General features: G+C 63.9%; 11 protein-coding genes. 4 read left to right on the top strand and 7 right to left on the bottom strand.

The annotated features are described in order from the left end of the window. Position 1 precedes the first annotated feature (1 nt). Complete coding sequence (gene pcaB, locus UP06_RS21765; RefSeq protein WP_045005618.1) at positions 2 to 1,363, bottom strand: 3-carboxy-cis,cis-muconate cycloisomerase; 1,362 nt, start codon at positions 1,361 to 1,363, stop codon at positions 2 to 4. Between the two features lie 436 nt (positions 1,364 to 1,799). Between pcaB and UP06_RS21770 the strand changes: the two genes are divergently transcribed. Continuing rightward, a complete protein-coding gene (locus UP06_RS21770) occupies positions 1,800 to 2,201 on the top strand; it encodes a BA14K family protein (protein ID WP_045005619.1) in 402 nt (133 codons plus the stop codon). 219 nt (positions 2,202 to 2,420) lie between these two features. Next, the gene (locus UP06_RS21775; protein WP_045005621.1) at positions 2,421 to 3,977 is read left to right on the top strand and encodes a winged helix-turn-helix domain-containing protein; all 1,557 of its coding nucleotides are present in this window, start codon (positions 2,421 to 2,423) and stop codon (positions 3,975 to 3,977) included. Between the two features lie 53 nt (positions 3,978 to 4,030). On the opposite strand, the gene UP06_RS21780 is transcribed toward UP06_RS21775, so the two are convergent. Beyond that, entirely contained in the window at positions 4,031 to 4,453 is a 423-nt protein-coding gene (locus UP06_RS21780) for a GFA family protein (RefSeq protein ID WP_045005622.1), read from the bottom strand. Between the two features lie 77 nt (positions 4,454 to 4,530). Continuing rightward, entirely contained in the window at positions 4,531 to 5,319 is a 789-nt protein-coding gene (gene mddA / locus UP06_RS21785) for a methanethiol S-methyltransferase (RefSeq protein WP_045005624.1), read from the bottom strand. A 134-nt stretch (positions 5,320 to 5,453) separates the two neighbouring features. On the opposite strand from mddA, the gene UP06_RS21790 reads away from it, so the two are divergent. After that, positions 5,454 to 7,004 carry a winged helix-turn-helix domain-containing protein gene (locus UP06_RS21790; RefSeq protein ID WP_045005625.1) on the top strand — a complete coding sequence of 517 codons (1,551 nt, stop codon included), beginning with the start codon at positions 5,454 to 5,456 and terminating at the stop codon, positions 7,002 to 7,004. A gap of 6 nt (positions 7,005 to 7,010) precedes the next feature. On the opposite strand, the gene UP06_RS21795 is transcribed toward UP06_RS21790, so the two are convergent. The 4 genes from UP06_RS21795 to UP06_RS21810 form a co-directional block, all read right to left on the bottom strand. After that, positions 7,011 to 7,850, bottom strand: coding sequence for an alpha/beta fold hydrolase (locus tag UP06_RS21795; protein WP_050031913.1), 840 nt, complete (start codon positions 7,848 to 7,850; stop codon positions 7,011 to 7,013). Positions 7,851 to 7,993: 143 nt separating this feature from the next. Further along, the gene (locus UP06_RS21800) at positions 7,994 to 8,575 is read right to left on the bottom strand and encodes a DUF2147 domain-containing protein (RefSeq protein ID WP_045005626.1); all 582 of its coding nucleotides are present in this window, start codon (positions 8,573 to 8,575) and stop codon (positions 7,994 to 7,996) included. Between the two features lie 35 nt (positions 8,576 to 8,610). Further along, positions 8,611 to 9,273 carry a DUF3313 domain-containing protein gene (locus UP06_RS21805; protein WP_045005627.1) on the bottom strand — a complete coding sequence of 221 codons (663 nt, stop codon included), beginning with the start codon at positions 9,271 to 9,273 and terminating at the stop codon, positions 8,611 to 8,613. 250 nt (positions 9,274 to 9,523) lie between these two features. After that, positions 9,524 to 10,177 carry a TetR/AcrR family transcriptional regulator gene (locus UP06_RS21810; RefSeq protein ID WP_045005628.1) on the bottom strand — a complete coding sequence of 218 codons (654 nt, stop codon included), beginning with the start codon at positions 10,175 to 10,177 and terminating at the stop codon, positions 9,524 to 9,526. A 216-nt stretch (positions 10,178 to 10,393) separates the two neighbouring features. Here UP06_RS21810 and UP06_RS21815 point away from each other — a divergent pair, with 216 nt between their 5' ends. Next, complete coding sequence (locus tag UP06_RS21815; RefSeq protein WP_045005630.1) at positions 10,394 to 11,944, top strand: ABC transporter substrate-binding protein; 1,551 nt, start codon at positions 10,394 to 10,396, stop codon at positions 11,942 to 11,944. The last annotated feature ends 145 nt before the right edge of the window (positions 11,945 to 12,089 follow it).

A 12,089-nucleotide genomic window follows, 5' to 3' on the forward strand; every position in this document is an offset into this window, starting at 1 on the left:
TTCAACGCGTTGCCGATTTCAGCACCCGGTCGACCATGGCAGGCGCAAGGCCAAGGTAATTTTTCGGTGAAGTCAGCGCCTCGATGCTTGCGCGGTCGATTTGGGCCGTCACGCGCGGATCGGCCGACAGCGCATCGGCCAGCGTCAAACCCTTCTCGTTGGCGAGCCGGCAGGCGTCATAGACCACGTCATGCGCCTCCTGGCGCCCGATCTGCGGGGCGAGCCCCATCATGACCGCTTCGGCCACAATCAGACCGCGACTAAGGGCGAGATTGTCGTTCATCTTGGTCTCGTCCACGATGAGGCCCCCAAGCGCGAACTTGGCCTGGTGCAGGGAGCCTGCGGTCAGCACGAAACTCTCAGGGATAGCCATCCATTCGGCGTGCCACGGACCGGTGGCGCGCTCGAAATCCTGCACCATGGCATCGAGCATGAGGCCGGCGTGCTGGCGCACCGCCTTGGAGGCCGCGAGCATCAGCTCCGAAGAGATCGGGTTGCGCTTCTGCGGCATGGTCGAGGAGGCGCCGCGGCCCTTGACGAAGGGCTCGTAGACCTCGGCGAATTCGGTCGAGGCCATGATCATGATGTCGAGCGCGATCTTGCCGAGCGAGCCGGTGACGAGCGCGAGGAAGTTCACGGCTTCGGCAAAGCCGTCGCGCGCGACGTGCCAGGTCGAGGCGGGAACGCCGAGCTTCAGCTCGGCGCAGAGCGCCTCCTGCACCTCAAAACCCTTGTTGCCGAGGGAGGCCAACGTGCCGGCGGCGCCGGCGAACTGGCCGACCAGCACGCGCGGCTTCAATTGCGCGAGACGCTCGGCGTGGCGATCGAACATCGCAAGCCAGATCGCGGTCTTGTAGCCGAACGTCACCGGCAGCGCCTGCTGGAGATGGGTGCGGCCGGCCATTGGCGTGTCGCGATGGCGCTCGGAGAGGTCAGCAAGGATTTTACGCAGCTCGGCGATGTCGCGTTCGATGATCTCGAAGGCGGCGCGCAGTTGCAGGACCACGGCGGTGTCCATGATGTCCTGCGTCGTTGCGCCCCAATGCACGTAGCGGCCCGCCTCACCGCATTGCTTCACCATCTGATGCACCAGCGGCAGGATCGGATAGCCGACGATGTCAGTCTCCTGCCGCAACAGCTCGAAATCGAGCGGGGCGACATTCGTCCGCGCCGCGATCGCGTCGGCGGCCTCCTGCGGGATCACGCCGCATCGTGCTTCCGCCTTGGCCAGCGCCACCTCGACCTCAGCATAACGTGCCACCAGCGCGACGTCGGAGAACACCTCCCGCATCTGCGGCGTGCCGAAGGCGTCGCGGAAGAGGATGGAATCGAGCACGGTGGTCGAAGCGGGAAAGGCGGTCATGGGCGTTTCTTTATGGTTGGCGTTTTGTGTGGAAGATAGCTTACGCGGGCGGCGGTGTTCGGCAATGGACATTCACCGTTTGACACACATTCGATGGCAAGCGAGGACATCACCACCGCGCATCAGTCGCCCCCGTCATCCAGAGGCGCGAGCCATGCGGCGCAACGCGTCGCATGGAGAGCCTCGAAGGATGAACGGCCACGCTGATGCCGTGCGGAGAAAGCCGGGCTCGTCGCCCTTCGAGGGCCGCCGAAGAAGCGGCCACTTCCAGCGACAACCGCTTCGCGGTTGCGCGGGGTGACGGTGATAGTTGGTCGCTCGCAATGACAGCGGCGCGAGTCTCCTTCCTGTCCAAATTTTAATTCAACGCACTTCTCGAGTTGCACTATCACTTGGACTGCGGCGCGCAGAGCCGCCGCATGACGAGGAGACCACAATGTTGAAATCGTTTCGCTTCGTTGCTGGAGCTTGTCTGCTTGCGGGCCTGTCGGCTGCAACACTGACTGAAGCATCGGCGGCGCCGATCGGCCAGCCGCTCGCGATGACGCAGTCTGCGCCCAATCAGATCGAACAAGTGCGCTGGTACGGGCATCGCGGCTGGGGCGGCGGCGCGTTCGTCGGCGGCCTCGCAGCCGGCGCGATCATCGGCGGCGCGGTCGCGGCGCCCTACTATTACGGCTCACCTTATTATTACGGGCCGGGCTATCCGCCCCCGCCCGTCGCCTATGGACCGCCGCCGGAGGGTGACGTGCAGTACTGCATGCAGCGTTACAAGTCGTACAATCCGAACACCGGCATGTATCTCGGCAACGATGGTCGGCGCCATCCGTGCCCATGATGACTGTCGCGGCATCCGGGTCACGTCCGGATGCCGCGACAATTTGACCGACACGCGCCACATTCTAATTCAGGTTGTATTCCTCCCCGCAAATGGCATAGCAGCCATCCTGCTGTTGCGATGAACCGGACCGACTTCCCGGCGGACTCACAGACTCGGTTCGAAATCCATTTTGATTTCATGATTGCCTGATGTCGTAGTGAGGTCTGAGTTTTCGACGTGCAGTTTTTGTTCCGGGATCACCTTCTCGATACCGACCGGCGCGAGCTGAGCCGCGAGCAGGTTCCTGTGTCCGTGGAACCGCAGGTTTTCGACCTGGTCGTGCACCTCATGGAAAATCGCGACCGGGTGGTCAGCAAGGACGAGCTGATCGACAAGATCTGGCACGGCCGCAGCGTTTCCGAATCCACCCTGACCAGCCGGATCAACGCGGCGCGCAAGGCGGTCGGCGATAATGGCGCGAACCAGGCAGTGATCCGCACCATCGCGCGCAAGGGTTTTCGCTTCGTCGGCAACGTCGAGACCAAGCTCGGTGCGGCGGCGGAACCGGACCGCAGCGTCACTGCGCCGCAGATCACGCTCGCGCTGCCCGACCGGCCCGCGATTGCGGTGCTGCCCTTCACCAATATGAGCGGCGACCGCGAGCAGGACTATTTCTCCGACGGGATCAGCGAGGACATCATCACCGCGCTGTCCAAGCTGCGCTGGTTCTTCGTCGTCGCGCGCAACTCCTCCTTCGTCTACAAGGGCCGCGCCGTGCACATCCACGAGATCGCGCGCGAACTCGGCGTGTGCTACGTGGTCGAAGGCAGCGTACGGCGGAGCGGCGATCGTGTGCGCATCTCCGCGCAGCTCAACGACGTCTCGACCGGCAGCCATCTCTGGGCAGAGCGCTACGACCGCGATCTCGCCGACATTTTTGCCGTGCAGGACGAGATCACCGAGGCAATCGTCGCCGCGATCGAGCCGCAGCTCTACGCTGCCGAGAATTTTCGCGCGCAGCAGAAGCCGCCGGGCAGTCTGGACGCCTGGGACCTCCTGATGCGAGCGCTGTCGCATTACTGGCGCATCACGCGCGAGGACAACGCGGTGGCACAAGCGCTGCTGGAAAAGGCGATCGCGATCGATCCCGCCTATGGCAAGGCGCTCGGCCTGCTCGCCACCAGCCATATCTTCGGCGCGCATATGGGCTGGGCCGACATGGTCGCGACCATCCCGGTTGCCGAACGCGCGGCGCTTGCGGCGGTGGAAGCCGATCGCGAGGATGCCTGGGCCCATTGCGGCCTCGGCTATACTTACCTGTTCCGCCGCCGCTTCGACGACGCGCTGGCGGAGTTCGAACTGGCGCTGGAGCTCAATCCGAATTTCGCGATGGCGCACGCCTTTCTCGGCGTGACGCTGTGTTACGCGGGACGATGGCAGGATGGCGATGCCGCGGCGCGCCGCGCGCTGCGGCTCAGCCCGCGCGATCCGCTCGCGGCGATCTACTGTGGCGTCGCCGGCTATGCCCAGTTCATCGGTCACAATTACGAGGAAGCCATGCAGATGGCGCGCGAATCGATGCGTCAGCGCGGCGATTTCGTCGGCGCACATCGCGTGCTGACGGCGGCCGCCGGCATGCTGGGTGATCGCGCACTTGCCGCTTCCGCGCTGGAAGGACTACACCGCGCTCAGCCCGGCGTCTCACTCGCCTGGATCATGCGCGAGCTGCCGATGCTGCGGGAAGAGGATCGCGGGCATTATCTGGAAGGATTTAGGCGCGCGGGAATGAAATGAAAGCTTCCTCTCCCCGCTTGCGGGGAGAGGAAGAACTCCTACTCCTGTATCATCTACTCCTGCATCATTTCGCCACTACCGCCGAACTCGGCGGGAAAATCCTTCAGCTTGGGCAGGCCGTCGCGCATCGGCAGCACCGTCTCGGCATAGTTGACATGGACGCCGGGGGTGAAGGCGAGTGTCGGGATGGTGGCGGTGAAGACGTCGATCAGATCGAGCGGCGGATGATTGGTCATGAGATGACCGCCGCACTTCCCGCAATATTTACGCTGGCTTAGCGGCGTCTTGGCAAAGGTCTCGACGTGCTGGGCGCCTTCGGTGATGCGCACGGCTTCCGGCTTCCACAGGCTGAAGGCATTCACCGGCCCACCAGACCACGAGCGGCAGGAGCGGCAATGGCAATAGCCCATCGCCGCGGGTTCGCCCGTGACCTCGATCGTGACCGCGCCGCAGAAGCAATTTCCGACATGTTTCATTTGGGTTTCTCCTGAATGGAAATGAAGTTCGGGAGCGCATCCTCCGTTCGGCGGACGCGCGCCGGGAGAGGCGACGCCTATACTGACCTGCGCCAGGGAATAAGCATCGACACACGTTGCTTGTACTGCCGGTATTCGTCGCCAAAGAGATCGACGAGGTCGCGCTCCTCCAGCGCGATGCCGAGCAGGATATAGATCGTGGTCACGGCCGCGAACAGCAGATGGCCTGCGGTCATGGTCGGTGCCGCCCAGAACGCGATGATGAAGCCGAGATAGATCGGATGCCGGACGAATTTGTAGAGCAGCGGCGTCTTGAAGCGCACCGGTGCCGCTTCCTTGCCGACCAGATGATTGGTGACCTGATGCAATCCGAACAATTCGAAATGGTTGATCATGTAGGTCGAGGTGAACACCAGCACCCAGCCAGCCAAGGACAGCGTGACCAGCGTCACGGCGAGATCCGGATTCGCGACGTCCCATATAACTGACGGCAACGGACGCCACTGCCAGAACAGGAGCAGCAATGACAGGCTCGCGAACAGCACATAGGTCGAGCGCTCGACCGGCTTGGGGACGAATTGCGTCCACCACGCCTTGAAACGCTGCCGCGCCATCACGCTGTGTTGAACCGCGAACAGCGCCATCAGGAGGAGATTGATGATGACGGCCTCAGCCGTCGGCGTGTCGGTTCCGGTGTCGATGGTCTTCGGTACCACCAGGCCCATGACGAAGCCGATGGCGTAGAGAATAGTAACGAAAAACACGAGATATGCCGCAATTCCGTACAGAAAGGCGATGAACTTGAAAACTTTCGAGCCCGAGACTTCGGGGCCCAGGGAATCAACATGATGATCAATTTGGGTCATAAACAGCTCCGTTGTGCCAAAACGTCGGCACTTCATTGGTCGCTGCACCATGCCGCATCGGACGTCCCCTGACTTTCGCAGACGGTTGATTTTCGCCTGAGACGACTTTGATTTTTGCTTGAGACGACAGAAACGTGCGATTTCTCTTTGAAAACAATGTGCTCGACGGCGACCTGCGCGAGCTGACGTGCGACGGCACGGCTGTTCCGTTGCAGCCGCAGGTGTTCGATCTGCTGCTTTATCTCGTCGCGCAGCGCACCCGTGTGGTCAGCAAGGATGACCTGATCAGCCAGATCTGGAGCGACCGCATCGTCTCGGACTCCGCGCTGAACAGCCGGATCAACGCCGCGCGAAAGGCGCTCGGTGACGATGGCGCGACGCAGCGGCTGATCAAGACGATCCCGCGCAAGGGCTTTCGCTTCGTCGGCGAAGTCCGACAAGAGGTGGCACCTTCGCCTGCGCCGGCCGAGGCCGCGCCGGCCTCCGCGCGTGTCGTGACGGAGCGGCCGGGGATCGCCGTGCTCGCCTTCGAGAACATGAGCGGCGATCCCGCCCAGGAATATTTCGGCGACGGCATCAGCGAGGACATCCTCACCGCGCTGTCGAAGCAACGCTGGTTCATGGTGATCGCCCGCAACTCGTCCTTCACCTATAAGGGCCGCGCCGTCCACATCAAGCAGGTCGCCGAAGAGCTCGGCGTCCGCTATATCGTCGAGGGCAGCGTACGCAAGGTCGACAACCGCGTGCGCATCACCGCGCAGCTCAACGACGCCACCACCGGAGGCCATCTCTGGGCCGAGCGCTACGACCGCGAGCTGGTCGACGTCTTCGCCGTGCAGGACGAGATCACCGAGCGGATCGTCGCGGCGATCGAGCCGCAGATCCATGCCGCGGAGAATTTTCGTAGCCATCGCAAGCCGCCAGCGAGCCTGGATGCCTGGGACCTGCTGATGCGGGCGCTGTCGCATTACTGGCGGGTGACGCCGCAAGACCACATCGCGGCGCAGGCGCTGCTCGAACGCGCGATCGCGATCGACCCGGATTACGGCCAGGCGCTGTCGGTGCTGGCGGCGAGCCACATGTTCGGCGTGCATCTCGGCTGGGCCGAGCTCGCCACGACGGCACCGATCGCGGAAACCGCCGCGCTCGCCGCGGTGCGCTGCGACCATGAGGATGCCTGGGCCCATGCCGCGCTTGGCAGCGTCTGCTTCTCGACGCGACGGCTCGCGGACGCGCTGTCCGAGTTCGAGCAGGCGCTCGCACTCAATCCGAACTTCTCGCTGGCGCAGGGCTATTACGCGCTGGCGCTGTCCTATGCCGGGCGACCGAACGACTCGTTCGAGGCGGCGCAAAAGGCGATCAGGCTCTCACCGCGCGATCCGTCGCTGGCGATTTATTACGGTATCGCCGGCTATGCACGCTTCACCGAACGGCACTATGACGAGGCGATCACGCTTGCGCGCGAGGCGATCCGCCATCGCGGCGACCTCACCGGCGCCTATCGCGTGCTCGCCGTCTCCGCCGGCATGACCGGCAACAGCGCGCTTGCGGAGATGGCGTTGCAAGAGCTCCGCCGCACCCAGCCCGGCATCTCGCTGCACTGGATCGCGACGCAACTGCCGTGGGCCAATGATGCCGATCGCGAGCATTATCTGGAAGGATTTCGGCGGGCGGGGCTCCGCTGAAGAAAATCACACGCTTGCAGCAAATGCGTCGAGCATTTCGTTGAACGCATCCGCCTGCTCCCAGTGCGGGGAATGGCCGGCGCCATTGATGACCTGGACAGTGCCGCGCCACAGGGTCGGCGCGGGCAGGCGCTGGAGATAGCCGAGATCGACGATCTGCTCCTCGCGGCCCTGCACGATCGCGATCGGGATCTTCAGGTTGCGCACGATCTCGACCTCGTCGACGAGACCGCCACTTTGCGCGCTGGCGCCGAGGCAGGCGCGGGCGTTGCCGTCGGTCCTGCGAAAATCCTCGATGAGGAAATCGGGAATCGGCTTGTAGCCGGGCGCGAACGCCGACCGCGCCCATTCCTGAATCTCGGCTTCGCTCGGCGAAGCCGTGAACACCGTTTTTGACAGTCCCTTGAAGCCGGCGAAGCCCTCGGGCCCGCGGCCGATCGGCGGCGTCCCGAAGATCATCAGGCCGGCCGCCATCGGCAGCGAGCCGGCAGCATTGAGTACGGAATGGCCACCCAGGCTCCAGCCGACGACGATGGTGCTCCGGAGATCGAGTTCGCGCGCCACGGCCGAAATCGCCGCGGCATAGCCACGGCCGGAATAATCACTTTCCGGATGGGGCGGCGGCGAGGAGGCTCCGTGGCCGGGCAGATCGATCGCGATCGCGCGGTATTTGGCGCCGAGCGGCCCCTGCAACTGCTTCTGCCAGATGTGGGACGAGGATGAGTTGCCGTGGATCAGCAGGATCGGGCGTCCCGCGCCCGCGCTCTCAAAGCCCGCAATGGTCTGCGCGCCGATCTGCAAATTGAGCGGGCGCAGATCCGGGCCCGGAAACGGCTGGTCACTCATGAGGCGTACCGATCTGGTTCTCGACAGAGATCACGAACCAATCTGCCACGCCGCGTGAGACGGCGCCACCCATCAAGGAAATCGGCATGGTTAGTGCGCGATTGCCTCCACGTCGTCATTCGGGCGCACAGAGAAGCAATCTTCTACTTCGTCTTCACTTCCGTCTTGGCCTGCATCGGCTTCGGCGCCGGCACGGCCGCCCATTCCTTGTCGGCGCGGGGACCGTTGAGATCGCCGGTGAGACCGACGAGCTGGCCGGGCGGGGCGTCGAGGGTCTGCTGCCAGGTCTGGGTCTGGCACAACAGCTTGATCAGGCAGCCCTTGAGCTTGAGGCGGTCGCCGGATTCGCGCCACAGCGAGACCGAATAGAATTTACCGTCTTCGGCATTGTAGATGTCGCCGGCAAACCGGCCCTCCGGCGTCGCCTGCAAGCCCATGATGAGCTGGTGGCCGAGCAGCGCGCGGGCGCGCCTGTCGGGGTCTGGATTTTCCTTGTCGCGATAAGGCTGGCCGCGCTTGTCGGCCGGCTCCTTCATCCAGACGATGAAGCCGCAGATGCGGTCGCGCGACGGTCCGCAGCGCTCGAGACGGACACGGGCGCGGCCGTCCTCGACGAGCCAGGTGCCACTGGGATCATTGGGCGTGACGGCGCCGGCGCGACCGCCGAGGACCATCATCACAATGGTGATGGCGACGCGCAGCACGAAGCGAAGGACAATGTTCATCAGCGGCGCCTTTCGTTGGCAGGGCTTTAGGGGTGTCAGTTCAGTTGCGCCATCAGCGCGTCGGCGCCCTTGTCGACGCCGGCATTGGCAGCCGCGAGCGCACCGACGCTGGCCTTGATGTCGTAGGCGCCGGGGTATTGCTTGGTGACGTAGGCGCTGATCAGGCGCGAGGTCGCGGCGTCGAAGATCTCGACGCCGTAGATGACCGAGCCTGTCATCATCCCCTCGCCGTCCCGCGCGGCCTGCACGCCGTTGTAGGCCGCGCCGGCCATGTCGAAACGCGAGAGCGTGCCGAGCACCGGCGTGTTGGTGACGGCGCCGGTGAGCGTCAGCCGGATCCGCAGCGTGTTCGGCGCGCGCTCCCGCACCAGCATGAAGCGGCCGCGCAGTCGCTCGGCGAAGCGAGTCTGCATGTAGGCGGCGAGCGCCGCCTTGTCCTTGTCGGACATGTCGCCGAACTGGTGATCTTTGCCGCGGTAGACCACGACGGGTTCGAGGATCACTTTATTATATGCGCGCCAGTCGACGGGCGTGGAGTAGCGGTAGGGCACGCGGCCGGAGGCGTCCGACTTGTCCGGCGCCATATAGGCTGAGGACGCCATCTCCGAATAGGGCACGGGCGCAACCGAGGCGCAGCCGGCGACGGCCGCGCCAAGCACCAGCGTTCCCAGACCGCGCAGGGCGATCGAGCGATCCATTCCAAAACTCCTCTGGCTTTTCGAAATGCGATGGCGGCCGCAACCACGTGTGGGACCAGACGCGGTTGCGGCCTTCACCATTGCCAACCCAAGGCATCGTCCGGGGCCATGTCAGACGCCCTGGGCCGCTTCAGTGTTCCCACATATAAAACCGACTAGTTGGTTTGTAAAGTGCGAAAACGACGGCCTGGCGCATTTGGCCGCAGGCGCGGCTTTGGGCAGCGGCCGGTTGGAATTTGTTAACGATGAATCAGGGGCGCTTGCGCGAGGTTGCAGCCTTTGCCGGCGGCAGCGCACCGGATTTGGCGGCGCGCGCCTTGGTAAGCTCAGCCCTGGCCGGCTTTTCGAGGCTTGTCCACTGCGCGTCGTCGAGCAGGCGCGCGAACAGGCGATCGTGCTCCGCCTTGCTGAGCGGAGACATGCCGAACAGGCCACTCAACAGCAGCCCCCGCGCCGCCGCCCAGCGCAACAGCGCCAGATCCGGATCAGCGGCTTCGGCCTTGATGGCCGCGACCCGCTTCATTTCGCTGTCGCGCGGCAGCGACATCAGGCCTGGATTCTCGACCATGGCCGCGACCAACGCCAGCGCCGCCGAATTCGGCGCAGTCGCCGCTTCGCGCACCGTCGCGAGCTGGGTGGCGAGCTCGGGATTCGCAGAGGTGGCGCTCACCTTCGCCTGATAGCGGCTCGAAAACTCCTCGAAATGCGCCATCTGACGCTCGAGCAGCGCCTTCAGCACCGCCTCCTTGGTACGGAACTGGTGCATCACACCGCCCTTGCTCAGCCCGCTCTCGCGCGCAATCGCATCGAGCGTCAACCGGCCGGGCCCGTCACGCGCGATGATCGCGATGGCCGCTTCGAGCGCGGCATTGCGGGATCGTTCGGAGCGTGTGGCATTGTCCATGGCCGACTTGTCTCCGTGACAGGACCATGAATCAAGTGAAAATAGGACGCGCTGTACATTTTTTGTGCGAACACTGTTGAGACTTTCATCTTGCGGCGCCGAATGAGACTATGTGAGCCTCGATGGTGGATGGGGACTGGGATGGGCCGGCCGTCGTTTCGCGCGCGAGGACGTTGCGAAGCGTTTACGGCTGGTCTCGCTTGAGAAAGATACGACATGTCGAAACGAGTGTTGCTTGGTGTCCTCCTGGCTTGCGGCCTCTCGGCCTCGGCGCTGGCGCAAGAGCCGAAAATGGGCGGCGTGATCAATGCCGTGATCCAGCCCGAGCCGCCCAGCCTGATGCTCGCGATGATCCAGAACGGCCCGACCCAGATGGTTTCGGGCAACATTTTCGAGGGCCTGCTGCGCTATAGCCCCAAGCTCGAGCCGCAGCCGGAGCTCGCCGAGAGCTGGACCGTCAGCGAGGACGCCAAGACCTACACTTTCAAGCTCAAGAAGGGCGTGACCTGGCATGACGGCAAGCCGTTCACCGCCGCCGACGTGCTGTTCTCGATCGAGATGCTGAAGCAGACGCATGCGCGCGCCCGCGCCAACCTGGTGCAGGTCGACAAGGTCGAGGCGCCCGACGACTATACGGTCGTGTTCACGCTGAAGCAGCCGTTCGGCCCGTTCCTCGGCATCTTCGAGGTCGGCTCAATGCCGATGGTGCCGAAACATCTTTATGAAGGCACCGACTGGAAGACCAATCCCTACAACAACGCACCGGTCGGTACCGGCCCCTTCATGTTCAAGGAATGGCAGAAGGGCTCGTTCATTCGTATGGTCAAGAACCCGAACTACCACGAGAAGGGCAAGCCCTATCTCGATGAGGTCTACTGGCAGATCATCCCCGACGCCGCCGCGCGCTCGGTGGCGTATGAGACCGGCAAGGTGGACGTGCTGCCCGGCGGCTCGGTCGAGAATTTTGACGTGCCGCGGCTGTCCAAGCTGAAGGACACCTGCGTCACCGGCGCCGGCTGGGAGTTCTTCTCGCCGCTGGCCTGGCTGTGGCTGAACAACCGCCAGGGTCCGCTCGCCGACAAGCGGGTGCGGCAGGCGGTCATGTATGCGATCGACCGCGATTTCGCCAAGGACGTGATCTGGAACGGGCTCGGCAAGGTCGCCACCGGTCCCTCCGCCTCGTCCATCAAGTTCTACACCGACGACGTGCCGAAATATCCGTACGATCCGGCCAAGGCCAAGGCGCTCCTGAAGGAAGCCGGCTACAAGGGCGAGAAGATCCGCATCCTGCCGCTCGCCTATGGCGAGACCTGGCAGCGCTGGGGTGAAGCCGTCAAGCAGAACCTCATGGACGTCGGCATGAACATCGAGACGATCTCGACCGACGTCGCCGGTGGCAACCAGAAGATCGGCGACTGGGATTACGACATCGCCTTCACCTATCTCTACCAGTACGGCGATCCCGCGCTCGGCGTCGGCCGCAATTACGTCTCCAGCGCGATCGCCAAGGGCCAGGTCTTCAACAATGTCGAGGGCTATTCCAATCCGGAGATCGACAAGCTGTTTGCCGACGGTGCGGTCGCAACCCCGGATTCCAAGCGCAAGGAGATCTACGAGAAGGCGCAGAAGATCCTGGTCGAGGACGTGCCGGTGGCCTGGATGCTCGAGCTGCAATTCCCGACCATCACGCGCTGCAAGGTCAAGAACCTGATCACCACGGGGATCGGGGTCAATGACGGCTTCAAGGACGCATGGCTCGACAAGTGAGGACGCGCTTCGCGTCTGATCTTTCTTGCTATAGCTTTCGCCGAATGATTGCCGCTCCGGCCACGGAAAAGGTGCACCTCTCCCGCTTGCGGGGGAGGTCGACGCGCGCCGGGCGATGCGAAGCATCGACCCAAGCGCGGCGGGT

The organism is Bradyrhizobium sp. LTSP857 (assembly GCF_000938285.1).
Classification (GTDB): Bacteria; Pseudomonadota; Alphaproteobacteria; order Rhizobiales; family Xanthobacteraceae; genus Bradyrhizobium.